Annotated in this window: 22 protein-coding genes and 1 pseudogene; 8 read left to right on the forward strand and 15 right to left on the reverse strand. The window is 72.2% G+C overall.

Features of this window, described 5'->3' with window-relative positions:
• Positions 1-78: 78 nt before the first annotated feature.
• Positions 79-888 (reverse strand): Fpg/Nei family DNA glycosylase, encoded by an 810-nt coding sequence (locus EV383_RS20035; protein ID WP_130291331.1) that lies wholly within the window; start codon positions 886-888, stop codon positions 79-81.
• A 41-nt stretch (positions 889-929) separates the two neighbouring features.
• Positions 930-1,394 carry a DoxX family protein gene (locus EV383_RS20040; RefSeq protein ID WP_130291332.1) on the reverse strand — a complete coding sequence of 155 codons (465 nt, stop codon included), beginning with the start codon at positions 1,392-1,394 and terminating at the stop codon, positions 930-932.
• 144 nt (positions 1,395-1,538) lie between these two features.
• Here EV383_RS20040 and EV383_RS20045 point away from each other — a divergent pair, with 144 nt between their 5' ends.
• Both EV383_RS20045 and EV383_RS20050 read left to right on the forward strand, forming a co-directional pair.
• Positions 1,539-2,789, forward strand: a complete 1,251-nt coding sequence (locus EV383_RS20045; RefSeq protein ID WP_130291333.1) for a threonine synthase — start codon at positions 1,539-1,541, stop codon at positions 2,787-2,789.
• A complete protein-coding gene (locus EV383_RS20050; RefSeq protein ID WP_165438413.1) occupies positions 2,786-4,327 on the forward strand; it encodes an AbgT family transporter in 1,542 nt (513 codons plus the stop codon). The genes EV383_RS20045 and EV383_RS20050 overlap by 4 nt, the downstream gene beginning before the upstream one ends.
• 6 nt (positions 4,328-4,333) lie before the next feature.
• On the opposite strand, the gene EV383_RS20055 is transcribed toward EV383_RS20050, so the two are convergent.
• The 3 genes from EV383_RS20055 to EV383_RS20065 all read right to left on the reverse strand — a co-directional run bounded on the left by EV383_RS20055 (position 4,334) and on the right by EV383_RS20065 (position 7,810).
• Complete coding sequence (locus EV383_RS20055) at positions 4,334-4,570, reverse strand: zinc ribbon domain-containing protein (RefSeq protein ID WP_130291335.1); 237 nt, start codon at positions 4,568-4,570, stop codon at positions 4,334-4,336.
• Between the two features lie 171 nt (positions 4,571-4,741).
• Complete coding sequence (locus EV383_RS20060; protein WP_130291336.1) at positions 4,742-6,784, reverse strand: TPM domain-containing protein; 2,043 nt, start codon at positions 6,782-6,784, stop codon at positions 4,742-4,744.
• A gap of 126 nt (positions 6,785-6,910) precedes the next feature.
• Positions 6,911-7,810 (reverse strand): alpha/beta fold hydrolase, encoded by a 900-nt coding sequence (locus EV383_RS20065; protein ID WP_130291337.1) that lies wholly within the window; start codon positions 7,808-7,810, stop codon positions 6,911-6,913.
• 317 nt (positions 7,811-8,127) lie between these two features.
• Between EV383_RS20065 and EV383_RS20070 the strand changes: the two genes are divergently transcribed.
• Together EV383_RS20070 and EV383_RS20075 are read left to right on the forward strand one after the other, a co-directional pair.
• On the forward strand, positions 8,128-8,607 hold the full coding sequence (locus EV383_RS20070) for a hypothetical protein (protein WP_130291338.1): 480 nt from the start codon (positions 8,128-8,130) through the stop codon (positions 8,605-8,607).
• 48 nt (positions 8,608-8,655) lie between these two features.
• On the forward strand, positions 8,656-9,438 hold the full coding sequence (locus EV383_RS20075; RefSeq protein WP_130291339.1) for a TauD/TfdA dioxygenase family protein: 783 nt from the start codon (positions 8,656-8,658) through the stop codon (positions 9,436-9,438).
• Between the two features lie 7 nt (positions 9,439-9,445).
• Here EV383_RS20075 and EV383_RS20080 read toward each other — a convergent pair whose 3' ends face one another.
• The 6 genes from EV383_RS20080 to EV383_RS20105 all read right to left on the reverse strand — a co-directional run bounded on the left by EV383_RS20080 (position 9,446) and on the right by EV383_RS20105 (position 15,757).
• Positions 9,446-10,462, reverse strand: a complete 1,017-nt coding sequence (locus EV383_RS20080) for a D-alanine--D-alanine ligase family protein (protein WP_130291340.1) — start codon at positions 10,460-10,462, stop codon at positions 9,446-9,448.
• Between the two features lie 3 nt (positions 10,463-10,465).
• Entirely contained in the window at positions 10,466-11,797 is a 1,332-nt protein-coding gene (locus EV383_RS20085; RefSeq protein ID WP_130291341.1) for an ATP-grasp domain-containing protein, read from the reverse strand.
• Entirely contained in the window at positions 11,794-12,618 is an 825-nt protein-coding gene (locus tag EV383_RS20090) for an O-methyltransferase (RefSeq protein ID WP_242623217.1), read from the reverse strand. The genes EV383_RS20085 and EV383_RS20090 overlap by 4 nt, the downstream gene beginning before the upstream one ends.
• A gap of 17 nt (positions 12,619-12,635) precedes the next feature.
• Positions 12,636-13,880, reverse strand: a complete 1,245-nt coding sequence (locus EV383_RS20095) for a sedoheptulose 7-phosphate cyclase (protein WP_130291343.1) — start codon at positions 13,878-13,880, stop codon at positions 12,636-12,638.
• Positions 13,881-14,011: 131 nt separating this feature from the next.
• A complete protein-coding gene (locus tag EV383_RS20100) occupies positions 14,012-14,680 on the reverse strand; it encodes an HAD-IA family hydrolase (RefSeq protein WP_130291344.1) in 669 nt (222 codons plus the stop codon).
• Positions 14,681-15,121: 441 nt separating this feature from the next.
• The gene (locus tag EV383_RS20105; protein WP_130291345.1) at positions 15,122-15,757 is read right to left on the reverse strand and encodes a hypothetical protein; all 636 of its coding nucleotides are present in this window, start codon (positions 15,755-15,757) and stop codon (positions 15,122-15,124) included.
• 396 nt (positions 15,758-16,153) lie between these two features.
• Here EV383_RS20105 and EV383_RS20110 point away from each other — a divergent pair, with 396 nt between their 5' ends.
• Together EV383_RS20110 and EV383_RS20115 are read left to right on the forward strand one after the other, a co-directional pair.
• Positions 16,154-17,071 (forward strand): hypothetical protein, encoded by a 918-nt coding sequence (locus EV383_RS20110; protein WP_130291346.1) that lies wholly within the window; start codon positions 16,154-16,156, stop codon positions 17,069-17,071.
• A gap of 51 nt (positions 17,072-17,122) precedes the next feature.
• Entirely contained in the window at positions 17,123-19,096 is a 1,974-nt protein-coding gene (locus EV383_RS20115) for a M13 family metallopeptidase (RefSeq protein WP_130291347.1), read from the forward strand.
• Positions 19,097-19,128: 32 nt separating this feature from the next.
• On the opposite strand, the gene EV383_RS20120 is transcribed toward EV383_RS20115, so the two are convergent.
• A complete protein-coding gene (locus tag EV383_RS20120) occupies positions 19,129-19,671 on the reverse strand; it encodes a DUF2695 domain-containing protein (protein ID WP_130291348.1) in 543 nt (180 codons plus the stop codon).
• Between the two features lie 101 nt (positions 19,672-19,772).
• Here EV383_RS20120 and EV383_RS20125 point away from each other — a divergent pair, with 101 nt between their 5' ends.
• Positions 19,773-19,991 carry a hypervirulence associated TUDOR domain-containing protein gene (locus tag EV383_RS20125; RefSeq protein WP_130291349.1) on the forward strand — a complete coding sequence of 73 codons (219 nt, stop codon included), beginning with the start codon at positions 19,773-19,775 and terminating at the stop codon, positions 19,989-19,991.
• Here the strand turns inward: EV383_RS20125 and EV383_RS20130 are convergent, their stop codons facing one another.
• On the reverse strand, positions 19,992-20,387 hold the full coding sequence (locus EV383_RS20130; RefSeq protein WP_130291350.1) for a hypothetical protein: 396 nt from the start codon (positions 20,385-20,387) through the stop codon (positions 19,992-19,994).
• A gap of 80 nt (positions 20,388-20,467) precedes the next feature.
• Positions 20,468-20,984: pseudogene (locus EV383_RS20135) on the reverse strand (N-acetyltransferase family protein).
• A gap of 91 nt (positions 20,985-21,075) precedes the next feature.
• On the opposite strand from EV383_RS20135, the gene EV383_RS20140 reads away from it, so the two are divergent.
• The gene (locus EV383_RS20140) at positions 21,076-22,431 is read left to right on the forward strand and encodes an MFS transporter (RefSeq protein WP_165438414.1); all 1,356 of its coding nucleotides are present in this window, start codon (positions 21,076-21,078) and stop codon (positions 22,429-22,431) included.
• Here the strand turns inward: EV383_RS20140 and EV383_RS20145 are convergent.
• The gene (locus tag EV383_RS20145) at positions 22,426-25,515 is read right to left on the reverse strand and encodes a DEAD/DEAH box helicase (protein ID WP_130291352.1); all 3,090 of its coding nucleotides are present in this window, start codon (positions 25,513-25,515) and stop codon (positions 22,426-22,428) included. The genes EV383_RS20140 and EV383_RS20145 overlap by 6 nt on opposite strands.
• Positions 25,516-25,650: the final 135 nt, after the last annotated feature.

The following is a 25,650-nucleotide window of genomic DNA, read 5'->3' on the forward strand; positions in this document are numbered from 1 at the left end:
CGTGAGCAATGCTTAGAAAGCGATTACCCACGCCTCGGGCAGATCAACACCAGCGAGACCGAGACCACACGATCGGGCTCAGCGGGACTGGCACCCCGGGCACCAGAACAGGTTGCGGGCCCGGTGCTCCGAACGCGCGATCGGCGTGCCGCAGACCAGGCACGGCTGCCCGGTGCGCCGGTAGGCGTAGACGACGCTCGCGCACACCCCGCCGGCGTCGGGCGGCTCGAGCAGCGCCGGGTCGTGCTCCGGGCGCAGCGTCTCGATCTTCCCGGCCCGCTCGCCCTCGCGGAGCATCTCCGACAGGTCCGCCCACAGCGCGTCGAAGCGTTCCCGGCCCAGCTCGCGGCCGGGCAGCATCGGGTCCAGCCCGGTCCGGAACAGGGTCTCGGCGCGGAAGACGTTGCCCAGCCCGGCGATCACGGACTGGTCCATCAGCAGCGTCGCCAGCGGTGAGCGGGACCTCGAGATCCTCGCCCACACGCGGTCGGGGTCGGCGTCGTCGCGCAGCGGGTCCTCGCCGAGACGGGCCCGCAGCGCCTTCACCTCGACGTCGTCGAACAGCTCGCAGGCACTCGGCCCGCGCAGGTCCGCGTAGTGCGTCTCGCCGACGATCCGCATCCGGACGGCGCCACGCGGCGGGTCGAGCGGGAGCCTCCGGTTGCCGAACCGGCCCCACAGCCCCAGGTGCACGTGCACGACGAGGTCCGGGCCGTAGACCTGGAACAGGTGCTTGCCGTGCGCCTCGACGCGTTCGAGGACCCGGCCGTCGACGATCTCGGCGCCGGTGGTGAAGCGCCGCTGCGGGCTGGAGACCTCCACCGGACGTCCGGCGTAGCGCTTCCGCTGCAGGCGGGCCATACGGTGCACGGTGTGGCCTTCGGGCATCCGATCAGAGTGCGGGAGCCCGCCGGGATCCGCGCGCCGGATCAGGCCCGGTGGCTGCCCGCACTCACCGGGGTGCGGTCGGTGGTCGTGCCGTCGCGACGGGTGGCGATCACGTGGTCCACCGAGAACCGTCCGGCACCCGACGCCGCCAGCGCCAGTGCGCCGATCGCGATGACGCCGACGAGCTCCCAGCCACCCTCGTCGACGAAGATCCCCTGCCCGAGGTGGGCGAACACCCCGGCACCGATCATCGTGGCGACCACCAGCAGCGCCGCGACCGGTGTGAACGCGCCGACGATCAGCGCCACCCCGCCGAGCAGCTCGACGGCCATCGTGAACACCGCCGCGACACCGGGCAGCGGGATGCCCATGCCGGCGAAGCCCTCGGCGACCGGCCCCACCCCGCGTCCGAGCTTCTGCACGCCGTGCGCGATCAGCACCACGCCGAGCACGACGCGGGCGATCACCAGGGCGATGTCGGACAGGGGGGAGCGAAGCGAGCGCATCGGGTGGGCCTCCGAGGTGGTTGAACCTTCATCCGTCCGGGTCCAGGGTAGAGGAACCACCCGAACCGGACGATCTCGGCGTCCGGCGATCCGGTCACACCGCCCGAGTTGCCGATCCGCGCCCCGCGCGTTTGCCTTCCACGCGTGGCTGCTCCCTCCGCGCTCCCGACCACGTACTCGACGCTGTCGCACCTCGAGTGCTCCCGCGACGGCTCCCGGCACGACGCCGACGTCGTCCAGGGCACCTCACCGGCCGGTGCCCCGCTGCTGGCCCGCTACGACCTCGAACGTGCCGCCGCGACCGTCTCCCCCGCCGACATCGCGACCCGGGCACCCGACCTCTGGCGCTACCACGAGCTGCTGCCGGTCCGGGACCCCGCGCACGTCGTGACGCTCGGCGAGGGCATGACCCCGTTGCTCGACCTCCCCCGCGCCGGCGCCCGCCTCGGCGTCCCCGGTCTGCGGATGAAGGACGAGGGCCTCGTCCCGACCGGCGCGTTCAAGGCCCGCGGCGCCGCCGTCGGGATCTCCCGGGCCGCCGAGCTCGGGGTACGCGCGGTCGCGATGCCCACCAACGGCAACGCCGGCGCCGCCTGGGCGTCCTACGCGGCGCGGGCCGGCATGGGGTCGCTGATCGCGATGCCGGTCGACGCACCGGAGATCACCCGCCGCGAGTGCGTCGTCGCCGGCGCCGAGCTCTACCTGGTCGACGGCCTGATCGGCGACGCCGGGAAGCTCGTCGCGGACGCCGTGCGCCGCCGCACCGGCTATCAGGACACCTCGACGCTGCGCGAGCCGTACCGCATCGAGGGCAAGAAGACGATGGGCTACGAGATCGTCGAGCAGCTCGGCTGGCGCGCCCCGGACGTCATCCTCTACCCGACCGGCGGCGGGGTCGGGATCATCGCGATCCACAAGGCGCTGCAGGAGATGCGGGAGCTGGGCTGGCTGACTGGGCCGATGCCGCGCCTGGTCGCGGTGCAGGCCGACGGCTGCGCCCCGATCGTCGACGCGTTCGACGCCGGGCTGTCGGAGTCCACCGCGCCCGCCGACGCGCACACGATCGCGTTCGGGATCACCGTCCCGAAGGCGCTGGGCGACTTCCTGGTGCTCGACGCCGTCCGCGACACCGGCGGCACCGCGATCGCGGTCTCCGACGACGAGCTGCTCGCCGCCCAGCACACCCTGGCCCGCGACGAGGGCACGTGGATCTGCCCGGAGGGCGGGGCGTGCGTGGCCGCGGTCGGGCAGCTGCGGGAGTCGGGCTGGCTCGACGGGTCGGAGGACGTCGTCGTGCTCAACACCGGCACCGGTCTGATCTACCCGGACACCGTCGCCGTGGACGTCCCGACACTGCCGGTCGACGGCCGGATCCCGGGCGGGGACGACGCGTGAGCGCCCCGGAGCAGGGCGAACGGCCCGGCGGTGTGATCGGGCTGATCGAACGCGTCGGCAACCGCGTCCCACATCCGTTCTACCTGTTCTGGTACCTGCTGATCGTCGTCGGCGCAGCGAGCGCGGTGCTCACCGCGACCGGCGCCACCGCACAGCTGCCCGGCGCCCCCACCGCCGAGCCGGTGCGCAACATCCTGTCCGTGAGCGGGCTGCAGCACCTGCTCACGACGATGGTCGACAACTTCATCGGGTTCCCACCGCTGGGTGTCGTCCTGACGGTGCTGCTCGGCGTCGGTGTGGCCGAGCGGACCGGGTTCCTGCGCGCGGTCGTCGCCGCGACCCTGGCGCGGGTGCCGGCCCGGCTGATGCCGTTCGCCGTCGTCTACGTCGCCGGGCAGGGCCACTTCATGGGCGACGCGGCGATGGTCATCCTGCCGCCGCTGGCCGCGCTGGCGTTCCGCTCGGTCGGGCGGCACCCGGTGGCCGGGGCGATCGGCGCGTTCGCGGCGACGGCGGTCGGCTACGGCTCCGGGCTGATCGTGGGCGCGCTGGACGCGAACCTCGCCGCCCTGTCGGAGCGGGTGCTCCCGCCGGGGACGCCGCCCGGGGTGGAGACCTCGGTGCTGATGAACTACTACATCCAGGTCGTCGCGGCGCTGATCCTCCCGGCCGTCGTCGGCTGGATACTCGTCCGCTTCGTCGAGCCCGGTCTGGCGCCGTACCGACCGGAAGACGATTCCGGCTCCCCGGACGACGAACCCGACGCCACCGTCACCCCCATGCAGCGCCGGGCCCTGCGGATCGCCCTGCTGGCGACGACCGGGTTCGTCCTCGTCGTGCTGGCCGGATGGCTGGTCCCCGACGGGCCGCTGCAGGGCGACGACGGCGCGCTGATCGACTCCCCGTTCTTCGACGCCCTCGTCCCGCTGATCATGATGAGCTTCCTGGTCGTGGGCATCACCTACGGCGCGCTCACCGGCGTGATCACCCGGGCCGCCGACGTGCCGGGCCTGATGGCGCAGGCGCTGACCCCGATGCTGGGGTTCGTCGTGATCGCGTTCTCGGCCGGGCAGTTCATCGAGATGTTCTCCTGGAGCCGGGTCGGGACGTGGCTCGCGGTGGAGGGCTCGGCCGGGTTGCGGTCGGCGGGCCTGGACGGGTTCCCGGCCCTGATGATCGCGCTCGTGCTGTGCTCGGTTCTGGCGATGCTGATCTTCTCCGGCGCCTCGCTGTGGGCGGTGCTGGCGCCGGTGCTGATCCCGGTGTTCGTCGGGCTCGGACTGCACCCGGCCGTCATCCAGGCGACCTACCGGATCGGTGACTCGATCACCAACCCGATCTCGCCGCTGAACCCCTACCTCTACGTGCTGCTGTCCACGACCCAGCGCTACGACAGCCGGTTCACCCTGGGCATGCTGTTCTCCCGGATGGCCCTGTTCGTGGTGCCGGTGACGGTGCTGTGGGTCGGCATCCTGGCGTTGTTCTTCTTCACCGGGACGCCGATGGGCCCAGGCACGACGATCGGCATCGGCGGGTAGGACCGCTCAGGCCGCGGCCCCGAGGCGCCGGGCCTCGTCGCGGGCGACCTGCCGCCCCGTCCCGCACACGGGGCAGCGCGTCTCGAAGCGGTTGCGCAGCGGCAGGACCGGGACGAAGAACAGCGTGAACCGCGTCCGGCGTCGGACGAGGGACTGCGGACCGGGGTGCCCGCAGACCATGCAGGCGAGGGCGACGAGCCCGAGCGGCCACTCCTTGCGGGACAGCCCGAAGATCACGAGCATCAGGCGTCCGCCTCGTCCTGGTTCGTACCGGTTCGGTGCGTCATGACCCGAGTGTGCCGGACCCCGGTCCATGATCGGCGTCCCGGCAGCGAACAGCACCGGTTCTGACGCCGATCGCTGCCGCCACGACGATCATCGAGGCCGACCACCGGGACCGACCGTCGGGGCCGGTCAGAACCGCCCGCCACCCCCGCGCCGTCCGCGCGTGGCCGAACCACCGAAGCTGCCGGGCGAACGGCCTCCGCCGCCGAAACCACCGCCGCCGGAGTAGCCGCCGCCGCCCAGCGCACCGGAGAGGATGCCACCGAGCACGAGGCTGCCCAGGTCGGCGGCGACACCACCCCGGCCACCGCCGTATCCGCCCGAGGACGGCCCCGACCAGCGCGAGACGTCGGACTGCGCCAGCTGCAACGCGGTGCGGGCCATGGTGTCGGCGGCCTGCGCCTCGGCGAGTGCGGCCGACGGGTCGCCGCCGGCCTCGGCCTGCTGCAGGTGCCGCCTGGCCTCGGCGAGGCGGGTGCGGGCGTCGGTACCGACGGCGCCGCGCCGGGTCGTGACGAAGTCCTCCGCCGCGCCGACGGCCGAGCGCGCGGTGAGCAGCGTCTGCTCCAGCGTCGCGGTGACCCGCCGGTTCCGCTCCTGCGCGTCCTTCGCCTGCGCGAGTCCCTGGTCGAGCGCGGTGTCGGCGTCGTCGATCAGGCGCAGCGCGGCGAGCGGGTCGGGCGGCGTCGCGCGCTGCGCGGTGTCGGCGGAGGCGAGCGCGGCCTCGGCGCGGGCGACGAGGGCCGCGAGCCCTCCCGGGTCACCGGCGGCCAGGATCGCGCGGGCCTCGGCCAGGTCCTGCTCGGTCTCGGCGCGGGCCGCGGCGATCCTCTCCCCGGCCGCGGCGAGGTCGGACTCCAGCCGCCCGACGCCGTCGAGCAGCGTCCCGGCCTGGGTGATCGCCTCCTCCGCGGCGCGGCCGGACACGACCGCGGCACTGCGTCCGGTCGCGGGCCCGGTCGATCCCGGTGCCGTCGTGCTCCCGGCTGCCGATGCCGGCGCCGGTCCCGCGTCCGTCTCCGCCGAGGCCAGCTCCATCCGGGCGGCCTTCAGCTCCTCCGCGGCGACGGCGAGCAGCTCGCGGGCCTGCCCGACGTTGCCGGACACGGGCTCCAGGGCCGCGGCGGCGTAGCGGGTGCGCAGCGCGCCGAGGGCCGCGTCGACCTGCGGGAGCCTCGTGTTCGCGGTGTCGAGGCTCGTCCCGAGACCGGCGAGGTACTCCGGCGCCCCGGCCTCGAGGTCGCGCAGGGCGTCGAACTCGGCGACCTGGGCGTCGAGGCGCGCGTCGGCGGTCCGGCAGGCGTGGATGATCTCGGCGAGCATCGTGCGCCTCGTGGGCTCGTCCTCCGGGATCTCGTCGTCGAGCTCCTGCTGCAGGGTGAAGCCGCGCAGCATCTCGGCCCGGGAGAGCTCCATCGCGCCGGCGAACCCGGCCACCGCCTCGTCGCCGAAGTGCGCGCGGGCGGCGGCGAGCTCCTGGTCGGAGGTGCGGACCGCGTCGTCGATCTCGAGCAGGGCCTGGCTGGCGCGGAAGCCGAGGTCCTCGGTCGAGACGCCGGTGAACTCGTCGTCCGGCCCGGGCCCGGCCGGTGGCGCATCCGGAGTGGGCGCCGCCGCTCGGTCCCTGCGACGCCGGCTGATCAGGTAGGCCCCGCCGCCGAGGACGACGATCCCGCCGACGACCGCGACCCCGGTCCCGATCGCACCGCCGCCACCGCCGCCCCGTAGCCCGTCCGCCAGGGCGACGGCGGCGCCGGAGAAGTCGTTCGCGGCCAGGCGCGGCTCGACGTCGTCGCGCTCGATCGCGTCGGTCCGCGACTCCGAGACCGAGAAGTTCTGGGAGAACGACGTCCCGTACGCCCGGTCCTCGGTCGCCACCGCCAGCAGGGCGTCGGCGTCACCGAGCTGCGAGCGCTGCGCGGCCCGGTCGGCCCACGTGCGGCCGTCGAGGTCGTCGAAGGAACGCACGTAGACCACGAACAGGTCGATGTTCTCCGACGCCCGCAGCTCGTCGATCGCGGCGCTGACCGCGGCCCGCCCGGCCGGGTCGAGCGCGCCCGCGCGGTCGGTGACCCGGTCGGCCAGGCGCGACGGAGGCTCGGCCGTCGCGGGCCCCGCCGCGGACAGCAGCGCGATCACCACCACCGCGACGAGTGTGGACAGTCTGCGCACGACGACCTCCGGCGAATGTTGAGGGGGCCATCATGTCGCCCCGGCCCCGCACCCACGCCGGAGGCCGCACTCGTGCCGCTCCTGTCCGGCATCGCGACACGGTCGCGTCATGAGTGCCGGCGCGGGTCAGGCGGTGCGCCCCAGCCAGCCGAGGATCCGTTCGTTGATCTCGTCCGGGCGTTCGACCAGCATGAAGTGCCCGACGCCCTCGATCAGCTCGGCCTCCGAGCCCGGACCGGCGTGGTTCGGGACGGTGGCGACCTGGGCGGCGTCCATGCCGTGGCAGCCGTCGTTGGTGCCGTGCAGGTAGAGCGTCGGCTGCGGGATGTCGCCGCCCCACGCCGCGGCCTGCCCGGCCGCCCAGGCCTCGGATCCGAAGCGCGTCGGGTCGAATTGGCCCCAGTAGTAGCCCAGCGCCGCCCGCAGGTGCGCCGGGTCGCGCAGTGCGTCGCGCAGGTGTCCGAGGTCCTCGGTCGCGTCGTGCCCCGGTGACCAGTCGCCCCAGATGTCGCGGATGAAGGCGAAGTCGTCCTCGCGGATCCGGTCCTCGATGACCTGCTGCATCTGGAAGTACCAGAAGTAGAACGACTTCTTGATCTGTTCGTAGGTCACCAGGTTGGCGCCGAAGATCTCGAACGGCGGGATGTTGAGGATGACGCAGCGCCCGAACAGCTCCGGGGCCCGGCTGCCGGCGCCCCACGCGCCGACCGCGCCCCAGTCGTGAGCGATCAGCAGTGCGTCGGAACCGGCACCGCCCAGGGCCCGGGCCAGGGCGATCTGGTCGGCCACCATCGTCGAGGTGTGCACGTGCGTCGGGTCGGCGGGCAGCGTCGTCGGCGCGAAGCTGCGGGCGAACGGCGCCATCGCGTGGAACCCGGCCTCGGCCAGGGCCGGGAGCAGGTGCCGGTAGGTGAACGGCGAGTCCGGGAAGCCGTGCATGCACAGTGCGAGCGGCCCCTCCCCGGCCTCCAGGTAGGTGAAGGTGATCCCGTTGGCGTCCATGGTCCCGCGTGCCAGGTCGGCCATCTCGACGTCCTCCTCGACGTGTGAGCTGCATCACCATGGTGGCTCAGATCCCGCGACGGGGGCGGCTCATCCTGCGACACCGACACCGACACCGACACCGACACCGACACCGCCCAGAGCCGGCGCATGATCGGCGTCCGGGGGGCGATGCGCGACGGAGGTGTCGCCGATCGCCTCCGAACCACCGATCACGACCCGCCTGCGCGTAGGTGACCCGCTCGCCGTCGAAGGTGAGGAACGGGCGCTCGCCGAACCTCCCGCTGCTCCGTCTGCGCCCCGTTGCGCCGACCGTGCGGGCGATCCGGCACCCTGGGGTCATGCCCCGTCTGCGTCCGGCCGCCGACCCGCCTCCCGCACCGCTGTCGCGGTACTGGAACGGCTACGTGGGCGAGTGCGCGTCGATGGTGACGCGGTTCCACCGGATCACCGGCGCGCTGCCGACCGGCCAGGTGCAGACGTGGCTCGGCGAGATCGGCAAGCGTCTCGACGCCGAGCTGGAGGCCGTCCGCCGACTGGCCACGGTCGGCGACTCGATCGAGCCGGCGCGGTTCCGCGTCCGGCAGGGCCCGGCCAAGCGGATCGCCGACCGTCTCGACGCCGCGAAGGCCGCGTTCACCGACGCCGTGAGCCAGGCCGCGGAGATCGCCGAGCAGGTCGCGCTCGACCCGACGCACAACGACGTCCGCGCACACCTGGAGGTCCTCGGCCGGCAGGCGACGCAGCTCGCGATCGCGACGCCGATCGAGGAGCCGGAGCCCGAGACCCCGCGACGGAAGTGGCGGCGCACCGCGTCCTGACCGTTTCTCGCGCAGCGGGCGCTCCCCGTCGCGGATAAAATACGAAGAATGGATCACACCGTTCTGCAGCCCGTCGGTGCCGAGGTGAACGGTGTGTCGCTGGAGGACATCGACGCCGCCACCGTCACCGATCTGACGGCCCTGCTCGCCGAACACGGGGTTCTGATCCTGCCCGGCCAGAACATCGGCGACGCGACGTTCGTGAGCTTTCTCGAACGTTTCGGGGAACTGACGTTCACCGTCGGCGAGACACCCGTTCCGGAGTTCGACGACCTGAACGTGATCAGCAACGTCGGGCGCACCACTCCCCCGAAGAGCACCTTCCACACCGACACCAGCTACGTGGCCCGGCCGCCCGCTTTCACCGCACTGCGCGCCGTGACGATTCCGCTCCAGGGCGGCGCCACGCAGTTCACGAACCAGTACCGGGCCTTCGACACGCTGCCCGCCGACGTCCGTGCCGACCTCGAGGGCCGGACGATCCGCCATGTCGTCACCGGCCTGGACCTCGGTGACGACGCCGAGACCGAGGCGGAGCACCCGGTGTTCCGCCGGCATCCGGTCTCCGGGCGCACGACGCTCTACCTGTCGACGCCGGCACGCTGCGTGTCGATCAGCGGCATGTCCGACGCCGCGTCGCAGGAGATGGTCCGCTACCTGTTCGAGCACTCGACCCGCGAGGACAACGTCCTGCGCCACGCGTGGTCTCCCGGCGACGTCGTCATCTGGGACAACGCGTGCGTGCTGCACCGCGCCGACCACGACGGCGTCGTCGGGGACCGGGTGATGCACCGTGGCATGGTCGCCGGTCCGGCGACGGTGGCCGCCTGAGCGCGGGTCAGCCCGTCGCGTCCTCGACGAGGTCCCGGAAGAGGTCGCGCACCTGCGTTCCCGCGGCGTCGGCCATGACGGCGACGACGCTCGTCCGCGCGAACGAGCAGTAGAGCCCCGCCTCCAGGAACCAGGGCGTCCCGGTCGGGTCGATCCGGAAGTCGAACAGGCTGTAGTGACGGCAGCCCAGCGCCACGTGGCACTTCTTCGCCGCGTCCCAGACCGCCTCGGTGACGGGGTCGGACGGATCGAGGATCCACGCCCGGTCGTCGGTCTTCGCCATGAGGTTCAGCTCGCCGTCGGCGTTGCGGGCGAGCTTGTCCTCGGCCAGCCGGATCGGTTTCGCGTCGGCGTCGACGTCGTACTCCTCGAGCGGCAGGCAGACCAGCTCGCCGTCGCGTTCGACCACCCCGCAGCGCACTTCGCGGCCCAGCTCGACGAACTCCTCGACCAGGGCGCTGCCGGAGTGTGTGAAGGCGTTCTTCAGGGCCACGTCGTGGTCGCCGTCGTCGCGCACGAGGGTGACGCCGACGGAGTTGTCGGTGTCCACCGGCTTGATCACCACCGGCGGGCTGATCGAGGGCAGGTCTCCGGGGCGCAGCTGCTCCCCCGCGGGCACGCCGACCCCGGCCGCGGCCACGACGGCGCGGGCCTTCGCCTTGTCGGCGCCGAGTGCCATGACGTCCGGCCGGTTCCCGACGTAGGGGATGCCGAGCAGGTCGAACAGCGCCCGGTAGTGCGTCATCCCGGGGACGCAGAACATCTGCGGCACCATCACGTCGATCCGCAGCCCGGTCAGGACCTGCACGGCCTCGGACAGCGGCATCGACTCCGCCGCCCCGATCGCCTCGGGGCCGAGGTCGTCCGGGAACCGCCACCGCCCGTCCGGGGTGACGTACGCGATGTGGAACGCGTACCTCCCGGGGTCGGCCGTCGCCGTCAGCGCGTCGCGGGCGTAGAGCCGGGAGAGCTCCGCGTGGAACTCGTCCACCGCCGACCCGACGAGGAACAGCACCTGCTTCATCGCTCAGTCCCCCGCCGGCTCGATCAGCTTGCCGATGTTGAAGTCGATCCGGACCCACTCCGTGCCGCGACGCACCGTGTCGAGCAACAGCGCCGGGATCTGCAGGTGGTGGACCAGCAGGAACGGCAGCGGATCGGTCAGGTCGAAGATCGCATCCTTGCCGCGTGCCAGCACCCCCAGCCGCTCCGCGATGCTCGACGGACGCCGCAGGATCCGCCAGATCTCGTGGTAGAGCCAGTAGGTCGGCCGGCTCTGCGGCGTCGGGTAGACGGTCGGGCTGTCGTCGTCCGGGTCGGCGGCGTCGAGGTAGGCCCGCGCGACGCCGGGGTGGTCGTAGAACATCGTGATCGCCGAGTGCGTGCGCGGGTTGCATTCGATCGCCATCAGGCGGCCGTCGTCGGAACGGATGAAGTCGAACGACACCTGCCCGGTGAGCCGCAGCTCGCCGACGAACGTCCGGACCCACGCCTCGATCTCCGGGTCGTCGACCATCCGATAGTTGATCTGGAACCCCGACGACGGGCAGCAGCAGTGCAGCCGGACGACGCCGTCGCGCACCGTGGCGTGCGTGCAGTACTCCTGCCCACGCACGAACTCCTGCAGGATCCAGGGGTTGTCCGGCGAGATCGGCAGGGACCGCACGAAGGCCGCCGTCTCGGCCGGGGTCGGGCGCGGGAGCTCGGTGAGGTCCATCCGCCGGACGGGGTCGTAGGCGAGGCTCTTGAGGATGTAGGTCCGCCCGGTACCTGTCCCGTGGCCCGCCCAGTCGAAGTCGATCACCTGCTGCGGGTCGGTGATCCGGTGACGGTCCGGGACGCCCAGCCCCATCGACGCGGCCAGCGTCGTGAACCGGTACTTGTCGTCGAGGGTCTCGACCATGTCGGCGTCGAGGTGGACGACGTCGCAGAGCGCCGAGAGCTCCTTCTTGGCCAGCGCGTCGTGGTAGCTGGCCACGGGGCTGCTGACCGGGACGAAGACGTCCACGTCCTCGGCACGCGCGACGGCGACGAGCGCGTCGACGTAGCCGTCGGACTCCGGCGTCGGCACGACGTGGAAGCGGTCGACCGCGCGGGAGAACCGGTGCCCGGTCAGCCGGTACTTCGCCGACTCGACCAGCACGACCCGGTGCCCCGCCCGGTGGAACGACCGCGCCAGCGCCAGAGCCTTGGTCATCTTGCCGCCGCTGATCATGATCGTGCGGGGTTCGGCGGCGACCTCCGGCACCGGCGCCGTGACCAGGCCCCGGAGCAGGCCCACCGCCGTGACCGCCACGTTGAGCGGCAACGCCAGTCCCAGAAGGGCCAGCGTCGCCGCCGTCTTCGGGACCGAGGTCATCGGACGTCGCCGCCGGTGGGCGCGCGCCGGATCAGGGTCAGGCCGTCCCGCAGGGGGACCAGGACCTGCTCGACCCGCGGGTCGTCGACGACGGCCCGGTTGAACGCGGTGATCGCGTCGCCGTTGACCGTCGACGGTCCCGACGACCACGGCAGGCCCTGCATCAGCGTGTTGTCGACGCAGACGACGCCGTGCGGCGCCAGCAGGTCCGACTCCAGCACCGCGTCCAGGTAGGCGGCGTAGCCGGCCTTGTCGGCGTCGATGAACACCAGGTCGAACCGGTCGCCGGCGTCGGCGAGGTGCCCGAGCGTCGCGATCGCCGGGCCCACCCGGACCGTGATCCGGTGCCCGCTGGGCGAGGAGCGGAAGCACGACTGCGCGAACTCCGCGACGTAGCCGTCGACCTCGCAGGCCACCACGTCGCCGTCCGGCGGTAGCGCCTCGGCCATCGCCAACGCGGAGTACCCGGTGAACATCCCGATGTCGAGGACGCGCCTGGCCCGCGTCGCGTGCACGAGGAACTTCAGGAACTGCCCCTCGACGTGCCCGGAGAGCATCTCCTGCTCCAGGTACGTCCCGGGCGCGGCCCGGCGGTCCCAGTCCTCGGCCTGCGTCCGGCGGACGAGCTCGGCCAGCTCCGGGGACTCCGGGGTGGTGCAGGCGTCGAGGTAGGGGTCGAGCCCACCCGCGAGCTCGCCGGCCCGGCGCAGGTCCGAGCGCAGCTCCTCGTCGATGCCCTCGGTGGCCTCCACGCGGCGAACCATGTCCTCGAGCAACGCCGCGAGGATGCTCGCCGGCGTCACCGGCCGCGGCGATCCCACGGAACGGGCGGTCGCCGTCACGACGCGGCGGCCGTTTCCACGCTCAGGGCGACCGGGCCCGGTACCGACCACATCTCCTCGCCCTCGTCGGCCGTCGCGAAGCCGCGGGCGATCTGCTTGTGGGCGACGAGCGCGCTGTTCAGCTCCTCGGTCGTCAGGTCGTTGACGAAGATGCAGGTGCCGATCGGGTGCGGGACGGCCGCGCGCAGCAGCCCGCCGCGGGTCTGCACGATGGAGTCGGTCGCGCGGGCCAGCAGCTCGGGCGTGAGGTACGGGCTGTCGATGGCCAGCCCGAGACCGCTGAACAGCCGCAGGATGCGGTCGCGGTCACCGGCGGAGATGTAGCCGCGCCGCTCGGCGATCGTGGCCGAGTACGCCATGTCGACGCTGATCGCGTGCCCGTGCAGCATCGGGACGTCCGGGGCCAGCTCCAGCGTCGGGCTCCAGGTGTGGCCGTAGGCGATGACGCGGTCGAGGTCGAGCTCGTGCAGGTTCGGGACCTCGAGCGTCAGCATCGTGTTGATCGCGTCGTAGGTGCCGCCGTGGGCCAGCTCGCGCAGCTCCGGGGACCCGTCGAGGTGTCCGAAGCGGGTGTCGAGGAGGTCCTCGCCGTACTTCTCCAGCAGGTCGAACAGCCCGCTGTTGGCGACCACCGAGATCTTGATCAGCTCGGCCATGCCGTTGCGGACCTGCGCCTTCGGCAGGGTCGCCAGGAACGAGAAGTCCAGCAGGACCTTCTCCGACGCGTGGAAGGCGCCGAGCCGGTTCTTGTACTTGCCGTGGTTGACGGCCACCTTCATCGCGACACTGGCGTCGATCAGGCCGATCAGCGTGGTGGGGATCCGGATGTAGGGCGCGCCGCGACGGTAGGTCGCGCAGGCGAACCCGGCGACGTCGGTTGTCAGGCCGCCGCCGACGACCAGCACCGGCTCGGTGCGCAGCAGCCCGAAATCGGCGAACGCGTCGACGATCGTCTCCAGCGTCTCCAGGCTCTTGGCCGTCTCGGTGATCCGGAGCGGGAACACCGTCAGATCGATCTCGTGATGGGCGAAGTAGGAGCGGATCTGTTCGCCGTAGAGGCCGTGGACGGTCTCGTCCAGCACCATCAGGCAGCGGCCGAAGGGCCGGTAGCTGTCCGCGATCTCCGTGTTCTCCGTCGAGAAGACACCGTGGACGTAGAGCAGGCTGAAATCGATCTTCTCCCAGCTCTCGACGTGGAACGCCGTCTCCGTGGCCGTCAGCGCTGCGCGAGGGTTGCTCATGAACTGCTCTCTCCGTTCCTGCGCAGGGCGCAGATTCCCGGCTGTTGATGTGATTTGGTGAGGGCTGTCGGGTGTGCCCTTCGGCGGACAGCGGGACGCCCGGAGGGTCCGGGGGCGTCCCGCGTGTCGGGCTATGCGGTGCGGGTGACCTTCTGCAGTTCCTCGAAGTCCAGACGGTCGACGCGCTGCGCCGCCTTGGCGAAGTCGTGGCCCGCGGTGTTCTCGTTCGGGAACGCCACACACGACAGTCCGGACGCGACGGCGGCGTCGACACCGTTGAGGTTGTCCTCGATCGCGACGCACGACTCGGCGGTCTCGTCGAGGGTGCGGATCGCGTAGGAGTAGGCCGCGCGGTCCGGCTTGGGCTGGTCCACGGTGGAGGAGTCGACGATCAGGTCGAAGTCGCCGACCGTGATGTCCGGGCCCAGCGCGGCGACGAGCGCCCCGACGTTGTCCGGCGAGGTCGTGGTGACCAGGGCGACCTTCGACCCCTTGTCCTTCGCGGCCTTCATCGTGTCGATGACGCCCGACCGGGGCCGGACCCCGGACCCGGCGAGGCTCTCGCGGAAGAACTCCGACTTGGACTCGTGGACCGCCTTGGCGTCGACGGTCGCGCCGACCGACTCGGCGTACTCGGCGATGCGCTTGGCGCCACCGCTCGACTCGAGCATGCCCAGGTAGGTGTCGCGGTCCCAGTTCCAGTCGAGACCGTGCGCGGCGAACGCGCGGTTGAACGCCGTGCGCTGGAGCTCCGACGTGTCGGCGATCGTGCTGATGGAGCCGAACAGAATGGCTGACATGGTGAGGCCCTTCCTCGAACAGGAGAGATGAAATGGGCACAAGAAAACCGCCCGCGTCCGCGTTCACGCGTCCGGGCTGAGATGTTCTGCGTTGTCTGACGACACCTCCGCCCGTGGCTGGACGGGAGTGGCGTAGGAAAACGATGGTGCGCGGGAATCGGAGGGGTCGGTGTCGGGACAACTGTCGACGATGTCGCGGGAATGACGGTGCACGGCGTCGCGACGCCGTGCGTGATCACTGCGTGCCGTCGACGAAAACCGGCGCCGACAGCACCGTTGAGCGACAACCTCCTCGCGCCGCTCTATTTCCAGTATCGGTGCTCGGTGGGGTTCGGCAACTCGAACTCGGGTCGATTTTCGCGGGCGACCGTCCACCCCGGCGACCACAGCGGACCCTCGGCAGGCCTTGTCCCGGACCGTCCGGGCCCCCGGGGCCTCCCGTCACACGAGCGGAGCGCCCTTGCCCAGCCACTGCCAGGCGGCGTTCATCCCGAACGTGAGCTCGCCGCCGAGGACCTCCGCGGCCGTAGCGTCGTCCAGCGGGTAGCGCACGTCGGACTCGCGCGTGGCCACCAGCGAGGCGAACAGCCCGGCCGGCCCGCCGGAGTCGGCACGCAGCGCCCCCACGACCGTCCGGTACTCGGTCCGCACCAGCCCGTCGACCGCCGCCGCCGTCACCGCGTGGTCGAAGTCCAGGCCCAGCTCCTCGTCCAGGACGACGCTCCGGCGCTCGGCCAGCACCCCGACCAGCACCGGGTGCAGGCGCGGGTAGTCGCCGACGGCCCGGTCCGGGTCGACCGCCCACTCCCCCGACTCACCCTCGTCGAACGCCAGCGCGCAGAACTCCCGGTAGAAGGCGTTGAGCGCGAGCAGGCGCAGGACCACCACGCCGCGCTCGATCTCGGTCCCCGCCGCCGTCAGCCTCGACCCGCCGAGCACCCGCCACGCCCACGCGGCCCACTCGACCTCGGAACCGTCGCGACGGACGTCGAACACCGACCGGACGACCTCGACGAGATCGCCGAACTCCTCGTCCGGATCGGGCCCGTCGAGAGCATCGGCCCAGGGGTCGGTCATCGGTGCTCCTAGATGGTCGACGTCGCGAAACGGCTACCCGGCAGCCTGGGTCCGTCGCGTCGATCCTGCACGTTCCTTCTTCTGCCTGGTCCATCCGGGGTAAGCGAGGCAGTCTCCGTTTCCACGCGAACCCCGACGCGTTGACCTCTTATGGACAGCGCCGAGCCTGACGAAGCCGTCGTCGTCCCTCTGGGGGACAGCGGTGCCACAGATCCTTGGGAGCTCCTGGCCCGAGGCGAGGGAGCCGTGCTGACACGCGAGCCCGCCGGAAGCGTCGGGACGGGTGCGTGGGGACCGACGTTGCGGTCTACCAGCGCACTGGGGAAGCACCTCGCGGAGATGGCAGGACGCGGCGCAGATGTGATAGGCCCCGGAGGGGCTCGATACAAGCTTCAGATGCCGAAGGGCTACGGGGAGGACGACCTCCTCCGTGCCGTGGGCGGCGGACTGCGTACGGCAGTCGCCCGTCCCGACGGCAGATTCGCCGGACAGGCCAAGCTCATCCCGATCAAGCCCATGGATCTGGTGAAGGGGGTGAGCCCAATCGGCCTCGGCCTGCTCGCCCTCACCATCGCCGGTGAGATGGCCGGCGGTGATGAGCAGGCCCGGACCCTGGCCGCGATCGAGCGTGGTGTCGACCGTCTGAACACCCGGTTCGACATGGAGGACGACGCCCGGCTGCGTACCGCCGAACAGACCATCCGCGCTGCACACGCAGCGCTGCTCGACGGCGCGTCGATTCCCGAGAGCGTGGGGCTCGGGTCGGCGATGACCAACCTGCAGGTCATCCGCAACCGCTCCGAGGCGCTGCTCGTGGGATGGGAGCGGGTCGTGGCCGCCCTACCCCACGGAGAGACACCCGGCGTCGCGCTGCGTGCCGCGCTGGGTCAGGTCGGCGATCTGGGGTGGGAGGCCTTTCCTGCTGCGGTCCGGACGGCGTACCACTCGCTGGCGTTGGACAGCAGACGGATCATGCTGTCCGCCGCCGAGGCCCAACTGCGCAACCCCGGCTCGTCGTTGACAAGCTTCCGCGCCGCGGTGGAGGAGGATCTCGCGGCCCGGGCTCGCGAATTGGACCGACTCCGCACGTTGCTGGAGCGGCTGTCCAGGACCCCACTCACGATCTCGACCTGGGGTGGCGGGGTACTGCCGCACCTGGTGACCGACGGCGCGGTCGAGAACGCCCGCGCCCAAGCCCTGTTCGCGACGTTGCACTGGACCTTGACCGCCCAGGCGCCGGTGAGCCCGACCACCTCCACGATCACCGTCGACGCACGGCCCAACGGCGACCTCCAACTGGTTCGTCCGGCCTAGCAGTTCCGCCGGTACCTCGAAGACACGGCGTGACGGTGTCAGGATGGGGGGATGACGACCACCGAGCCGAAACCCTCCGGCCTGGACCTCAACTGGGTCGACCCGGACGTCCGACCGCAGGACGACCTGTTCGCCCACGTCAACGGCCGGTGGCTGAGCACCCACGAGATACCCGAGGACCGGTCGCAGGACGGGGCCTTCCGGGTCCTGCGCGACCGCTCCGAGGACCACGTCCGCGAGATCATCGAGGAGTCGGCCCGCTCGTCCGCCGAGCCCGGCTCCGACGCCCAGAAGATCGGCGACCTGTACGCCTCGTTCATGGACACCGATCGCGCCGAGGAGCTCGGGACCGCGCCGCTGCGCCCGCTGCTCGACGAGGTCTATGCCGCAACTGACCGCGCCGCGCTGGCCGCGGTGCTCGGCCGTCGCCAGCGTGAGGGGCGCGCGTCGCTCTTCGGGGACTTCATCTCCACCGACGCCAAGGACTCCTCGCGCTACATCGTGCACCTGAGCCAGTCCGGCCTCGGGCTGCCCGACGAGTCGTACTACCGCGACGAGGGCTCGGCCGAGATCCGCGCCGCCTACGTCGAGCACCTGCAGACGATGGCCGAGCTGGTCGGCCTGGCCGAGCCGGTCCGGGTCGCCGAGCAGGTCATGGAGCTGGAGACGGCACTGGCCGCCGAGTCCTGGGACCGGGTCACCAACCGCGACGCGGAGAAGACCTACACCCTGATGACCGGCGCCGAGCTGCGCGCCCATGCCCCGGAGTTCGACTGGGACGCCTGGCTCGACGCGCTCGCCGTCCCGGCCGGTGCGTTCGACGAGGTCGTGGTCCGCCAGCCCGGCTTCGTCGCCGCCGCGGCCCGGCTCTGGGCCGAGCGACCGCTGGAGCAGTGGCAGGCGTGGCTGGCGATCCACGTCGCGTTCGCCTGCGCGGACTACCTCAACGGCGAGATCGTCGAGCAGGACTTCGCCTTCTACGGCCGCACCCTGTCCGGCACCCCGACGCTGCGGGAGCGCTGGAAGCGCGGCGTCTCGATCGTCGAGGGCGCGCTGGGCGAGTCGGTCGGCAAGCTCTACGTCGAGCGGCACTTCCCGGCTGCGGCCAAGGAGCGGATGGTCGAGCTGGTCGCGAACCTGGTCGAGGCCTACCGGCAGTCGATCTCGACGCTGGACTGGATGAGCCCGGCGACCCGGGAGCGGGCGCTGGACAAGCTCGGCCGGTTCACGCCGAAGATCGGCTACCCGGACAAGTGGAAGGACTACTCGACGCTCGAGGTCCGGCCCGACGACCTGCTCGGCAACGTCGCCCGTGCCGGTGTGTGGCGCAACGACTTCGAGTACGCCAAGCTCGGCGGACCGGTCGACCACGACGAGTGGCTGATGACCCCTCAGACGGTCAACGCCTACTACCACCCCCGCATGAACGAGATCGTGTTCCCGGCCGCGATCCTGCAGCCGCCGTTCTTCGACGCCGACGCCGACGACGCCGCGAACTACGGCGGGATCGGTGCCGTGATCGGGCACGAGATCGGGCACGGCTTCGACGACCAGGGCTCGCGCTACGACGGCGACGGCAACCTCACCGACTGGTGGGAGGCGGGAGACCGCAAGGAGTTCGAGACCCGCGCCCAGGCGCTGATCGACCAGTACAGCGCGCTGTCGCCGGCCGGGCTGCCCGACCACAAGGTCAACGGCGACCTGACCGTCGGCGAGAACATCGGCGACCTGGGCGGTCTGACGATCGCCCTGCGGGCCTATCGGATCGCCTGCGGCGACACCGAGCCTCCGGTGATCGACGGTCTGACCGGCCTGCAGCGGGTGCTGTTCGGCTGGGCCCAGGTCTGGCGGGCGGCCACCCGTGACGCCGAGGCGATCCGACGGCTCACGACCGACCCGCACTCGCCGCCGGACCTGCGCTGCAACGCCGTGGTGACGAACCTGGACTCGTTCCACGAGGCGTTCGGCGTGGAGGAGACCGACGCCCTGTTCACCGAGCCGGGCAAGCGCGTCCGTATCTGGTGACCCCGTCCCGGCCAGGACCGCGATGACGCGGTTCACGGCCGGGTCGGAGGTGCGTGTCCGTCGCCGCCGTCCTCGGGCCGACGCGGTTCGGCCGGCGACGACGTCGGCGCGCGGAGCCGGCATCGGAGGGACACCTCGGTCCGTCCGAGGACGGTGTGCAGGACCGCGCAGTCGCAGGTGATCCCGGCGCGGCGGTACTCGCCGAGGACGCGGTCCGCGGGCAGCCGGTACCGCTCTGCCCACTCCCCCGTGCAGCGCAACGTCCCGTCGCAGCCCCACACCCGGGTCCCGTCCACGATCGCGGTCGCCAGGCTCTCCTGCAGGGAGGCACCGGCCGCGGTGATCTCCGCGGCGGACGGCGGGTCGCCCGGCGGGTCGTCGTCGAACAGGTCGTCGTCGAGATCGTCGCCCTCGACGCCGTTCCCGAGACCGTGGTCGTCGTCGAGGCGGTCGGACCACTCGTTCTCGGCCGCGTCGAGGATCTCGTCGAGGACCTGGTCGACCGCGTCGTGCAGGACCGCGCGCCAGTGGTCGACCGAGAACGGGGTGGGGCGGCGGACGTCGTCGATGCTCATGGGGGACACGATGACCGGCACCCCTGACAGTTCACAGGAGTGAACGCGTCCGCGACGGGTACCCCGGCTCGTCCGGGCAACCGAGGGTGAGGAGCGTCGTCATGGTGCAGAAGTTCGCGAAGGGCAGCTGGGTCGCCTGGAACTGGGGCAACGGCCGTCCGGAGGCAAAGGTCGTCGACCACGCCACCGACCGGATCGAACGCACCATCAAGGGCACGAAGCAGAGCCGCAACGGCACCGAGGACAACCCCGCCTACGTGCTGGAGCAGTCCGACGGGCAGACCGTGCTCAAGCTGCACAGCGAGCTGGAGAAGGCCTGATCACGTCGACGAGGTGACGGGCGGGGCGGCCGTCACCGACGTCCGGGCACCGACGGCGACCGCTGCGAGGGCCACGACCGGGAGCACGGCGTAGATCGCGGGCAGCTGGTAGCCGCCGATCTCGCCCATCCAGCGCAGGGCCACGTAGCCCGACACGACGAGCGAGGCGGACAGGCCGATCGCCATCGTCGTCGGCTTCTTGCCCACCAGGAGCAGTGCCGCGCCGACGATCGTCGCGACCCCGACGGCGAAGACCACCCCGGCGACGCCGAGGGCCTCGTCGGTGGTCATCGGATCGGCCTGGTCGGCGGTCGCACCCATCCCCATGGCACCGAGCGCGCAGGCCAGACCGTGCAACAGCCCCAGAACCGCCGCCACCGCGTAGTAGACCCGCACCGCCGCACCTCCGCACCGTCACCCGGTTGGCCCGGGCGTCGCGAGGATAGTGGCCGCGCCCGGAGCCCGGGACGGTGTTCCTACGCAGGCTCCACCGGCGGGACGGTCCCGGAGGCGAGGGTTCTCTGCACCCATGTGACGTCGTGCCAGCCGCCGAACTTCCACCCGACCCGCCGGTATGTCCCGACGACCTCGAAGCCCAGCGCGCGGTGCAGGCCCCCGCTCGCCTCGTTCGGCTGCGTCATCCCGGCCACGGCCACCAGGTAGCCGCGCTCGACCAGCCGTGCGAACAGGGCCTCGTAGAGCGCACGCCCGGCGCCGGTCCGGCGCACGCCCGGGCGCAGGTAGACGCTCACCTCGCAGGTCCACCGGTAGGCCGCGCGGGGCTTCCACTCGCCGCCGTAGGCGTAGCCGAGCACCCCCGCCGTCGTCGACGGCGACGAGCCACGCGTGACGGCGGTTCGCCCGCTCGATCCTGTCGGCCATCCCGGCGCCCGTCGGCGGCTCGGTCTCGAACGAGATGACGGTGTCGGTGACGTAGGGCGCGTAGATCGCGGCGCACGCCGCCCCGTCGTCGCGGGTGGCCGGGCGGATCAGCACGAACCCACCGTAGAGGTCGCCCACGACGGAAATCACCCACGCACACCGCCACCCGATCGGGGATGCTCGGGCGGTGACGAGTCGCGGCGTGAGTGCCGGAAGCAGTACCGCCGACCCGGCCGCGACGCCGCGGATCGGTGCGCTGGCGATCGTGCTGGGCCTGCTGTTCGGCCTGGCCGGCACGAGCACGTCGGGGGTGACGGTCGCGCTCCCGCAGCTCGCCGGCGATCTCGAGGTCAGCACGGGTGCCGCGACCTGGGTGATCTCCAGCTACGCCGTGGCCCTGGCGGTGGCGACGCCGGTGCACGGCCGGCTGGCCGACGCGGTCGGGATCCGCATCCCGCTCTGCGGCGGCGCCACGCTGATGGCGGCAGGTGCGATCGCCTCGGCGGTGTCGCCGAACCTGACCGTGCTGCTCGTCGCCCGGGTCGCCCAGGGTCTCGGGGCGGCCGCGATCCCGGTACTGGCCTCGGCCCTGCTGTCCGCCCGGCTGGACGGCGACCGCCGGCAGGCCGCGCTCGGCCGCCTCGCCGGGACCGCCGCCGTCCTGTCCGCCCTCGGCCCGCTGATCGGGGGCGGTCTCGAGGCCGTCGGCGGCTGGCACGCCGCGGTCGCACTCCCCGCCCTCGCCCTGCTGGCGCTGCCCTACCTGTGGCGACGCTCGGTCGTCGCCGGTGACGGCGCACGGGTCGACGTGCTCGGCGCGCTGTTCGTCGCGGTCGCGGCCAGCGGCCTGGTCCTGCTCATCCAGTCCCCCGCCACCGGCGTCGCCGCCGCGGTCGCCGGCGCGATCCTGCTGGTGCTCGGTGTGCCCGCGGTGGTGGCGTGGACCCGGGTCCGCCCGGAGGGCTTCCTCCCGCTCGCGGTGATCGGCAACGGGATCGTGATCCGGAGCGCGCTGTGCGCCTCCGCGCTGCCGGCCAGCTGGTTCGCCCTGCTGCTCGGCATCCCGCTGACCCTGGCCGCGCTCGGCTGGACCCCGTTGACGACCGGGCTCGTCCTGCTTCCGGCCGCCGCACTGGGCCTGTTCTCCCCCTACCTGTCCGCGGCCCTGATGAGCCGGGCCGGGCCCCGCCGCACGCTGCTGGGCGCCTGCGCCGCCGCGGCGACCGGACTGGCCGTGGCCGCCGGAGGGGCGGCTCTCGGCTCGGCCTGGCTGCTCGGCGGCGCGGTTCTGCTCGTGACGGCCGCGTTCGTGACCGGGCAGCCGGCGATGATCGCGGCGGTGAGCGGAGCGGTCGCTCCGGACCGTCGTGGCGGCGCGATCGGAGTCGCCACCCTGGCCTTCCTCACCGGTGCAGGCATCGGTACGGCGGTCGTTGGCGGTCTGGCGAGCGTGATCGGGACCGCGGGTGCGCTGCTCGTACTGCTGGCCCTGCCGCTGGTCGGCTCGACGCTGCTGCTGTCCGGACGGTCGGACGCACGCTGCTCGCCGGCGTCATGAGGCCACCACGCTCGCTGACCGGAACGTCTCCCCCGGCATGTCCCGGCGTAGCTTCCAGGTGATCGCGATCGGCCGTTCGCCCTGGTGGGAGTCGTAGTCGCACAACCCGAGACAGAGGAACGGCGCGCCCTCCCCGACGTCGTCCTTCGGCGACTCGCGCACGAACAGCGTGACGTGCGATCCGCGCTCGCGGTGGCCGAGGTAGCGACGTCCGGTCTCCGACGCGATCGACGTCGCGTTCTGCGACTCCCAGTGGAACAGGTCCGGGCGCAGCGCGAAGTCGCGGTACATCGTGGTCGGCGAGAAGTCCCGCTCGGTCTTGCGGAGGTTGACCAGCAGTGCGTCCGTCGCGGTCTCCGGCGCCCACGCCACCCCAGTCGCGTGGCCGTAGGCCTTGCGGGTCATCGACGCCCAGTCCAGTGCCGCCAGGATCTCCTCGCGACGGTAGTGGGCGTGGCTGCGCAGCGGGACGTGCTGCATGCCCTCACCGAGCGGTTTCGGCAGGTGCCGGGCCCGGTCGAGCGAGTAGGCGACGAGTTCGCGCAGCTCCGCGCAGACGGCCGGGTGGCGTCGCAGCCGGGACAGGCCGTCGTCGTAGGAGTCGAAGCCACCGCGGTCGGGCCAGAGCGTGAAGAACAGCATCCGGGCCAGCCGCTGGTCGCGTTCAGTGAGATCCCCGTAGGCCGGTCCGGCCGGGTCGGCCAGGCGGCCGTAGACCTCGGCGCGCTCCGGGTCGTCGACGTGGGTGAAGGAGGCGACCCGCTTGAGCAGGTCGACCTCGTTCGGCCCGACCGGCGCCGTGGGCAGCCCGGCCTCGCGGCGCAGCCCGGTCCACGAGCCCTTGCCCTTGTAGAGGTCGGCGAGCTCGGTACCGGACTCGCGCAGGTACCCGGCGAGGGTCAGGTCACCGTGCGATCGGACGTCGGCGACGAGGTCGCGGCGGGTGAACCGCAGCTGGGACCGGACGCTGTCGAGCACGGTCCGCTGCGCGACCGCGTCGAGCACCATCGCCGAACCGGACGGCAGGAACGGGAACCCCTGCTCGACGTCGCGTTCGAGGCCCTTGCGGGTGCTCCCGGTCAGGGCGCGGTAGCGGACGTCGAACCGGAACTCGCGCCGGTGCTGGCCGATGAAGTCCAGCGCCGTCAGCACGGCCTTGCCCGGCGCGCGCCGCAGACCGCGGCCGAGCTGCTGCAGGAACACCGTCGCGCTCTGCGTCGGGCGCAGCATCAACACCGTGTCGACCTGCGGGACGTCGAGGCCCTCGTTGAACACGTCGACGGCGAACAGGCAGTTCAGCTCGCCGTCGCGCAACCGCCGCAGGGCCTCGTCGCGCTCGACCTGTGGGGTCCGCCCGGACACCGCCAGGCTCGGGATCCCGGCGCGGGTGAACACCTCCGCCATGTACTCGGCGTGCGCGACCGAGACGCAGAAGCCCAGCGCCCGCATCCCCGTCACGTCGGTGACCTTGTCCCGGGTCTCTCGGACGATCTTCGCGGCGCGGGCGTCGTTGCCGGTGTAGAGGCCGTCGAGGGCCTGCTCGTCGTACCGGCCGGCCTTCCACTCGACGCCGCGCAGGTCGACGTCGTCGGCGATGCCGAAGTAGTGGAACGGCACCAGCAGGTCCGCCGAGAGCGCGTCCCAGAGGCGCAGCTCGAACGCGCTGCGGCCGTCGAAGCGGTCGCGGACGTCGGCGCCGTCGGCGCGTTCGGGCGTGGCGGTCAGGCCCAGCAGCTCGACGGGGCGCAGGTGCGCGAGCAAACGCTGGTAGGTCGCGGCCTCGGCGTGGTGGAACTCGTCGACGACGACCACGTCGAAGTGGTCGGCCGGGATGTTCTCGACCCCGTACGCGGCGAGCGACTGGACGCTGGCGAACACGTGGTTCCAGCGCTGCGGCCGTTCGCCGGCGACGTAGGTCTCGCCGAACGCGCCGTCGGCGAGGACGGCGCGGTACGTGCGCCGGGACTGCTCCAGGATCTCCTTGCGGTGCGCGACGAACAGCAGCCGCGCCCGCGGGAGCGTCCGCGCGAGCTGCGCGTAGTCCAGTGCCGCGACCACCGTCTTGCCGGTACCGGTCGCGGCGACGACGAGGTTGCGGTGCCGGTCGTGCACGACCCGCTCCGCGTCGAGGGCCTCCAGGATCTGGGCCTGGTGCGGGTAGGGGCGGACCTCCAGGCCGCTCAGCGTCGTGCTGGCCTTGTCCGCCCGGTTGGCGCCCAGAGCATCGGCGAGCCGCTCGGAGTCGGCGGGGACGTCCGGGGCGTAGGGCGTGAACTCGGGCGCGGACCAGTAGGTGTCGAACGTCGAGGTGAACTTGCGGATCAGGTCCGGCGTCGCGACCGAGGACAGCCGCACGTTCCACTCGAGGCCGTCGACCAACGCGGACCTCGACAGGTTCGAGCTGCCGACGAAGGCGGTGTCGAACCCGGTCTCGCGCCGGAACAGCCACGCCTTGGCGTGCAGCCGGGTCGTCGCGCTGGCGTAGCTAATCTTCATCTCGGCGCCGTGGCGTCGCACCAGCTCGTCGACCGCACGTTGTTCGGTGGCGCCCATGTAGGTCGTGGTGATCACCCGGAACGGGACCTCCCGCTCGTGCAGCACCTCCAGCTCCGCCTCCAGCAGCCGGATGCCGTGCCAGCGGATGAACGCGCACAGCAGGTCGACGCGGTCCGCGGAGGTCAGCTCGGAGCGCAGCTCCGCGTGCAGGGTCGGCTCGCCGCGGGTGTTGGTGAGCAGTGCGGCGTCGGAGAGCGGGGTGAGCGGGCGGTGCACCTCGTGCACGCCCGGCGCGATCTGGCGGGTGAGGGCGATGAGTTGCTGCAGCTCGTCGTGCAGGCGTTCGTCCCGGGCGCCGTCGACGACGTCGATCAGGCGGTTGACCAGCTCGACCCGCTGCTCCGGGTCCTGCTCGGCCAATGCCCGCTCGACGACGGCGGCGACGTGGCGGGCCAGCACGCGCGGCGCCGTCGCGTCGGCGACGCCGTCCCAGCGCGGGGTCAGGTCGGCGGCGACACGGGCGAGCGCGGCGTCGAGCCCGGTGGTGCGCAGGCTCTCGTGGGCACCGGCGCGGAGCGGTTCGGACACGGGTCCCCGTTCGGCTGCTGATCTCGGACAGGTGAAGCATCCCGCGGACCACCGACAATTCCCGGCGTCGCCGGATCACCGCCGGCGGGCCGGCGTGTCGGAGAGCCGCTCCGGATCCCGATCCGGATGAACGGA

It is taken from the genome of Pseudonocardia sediminis (assembly GCF_004217185.1).
Classification (GTDB): Bacteria; Actinomycetota; Actinomycetes; order Mycobacteriales; family Pseudonocardiaceae; genus Pseudonocardia; species Pseudonocardia sediminis.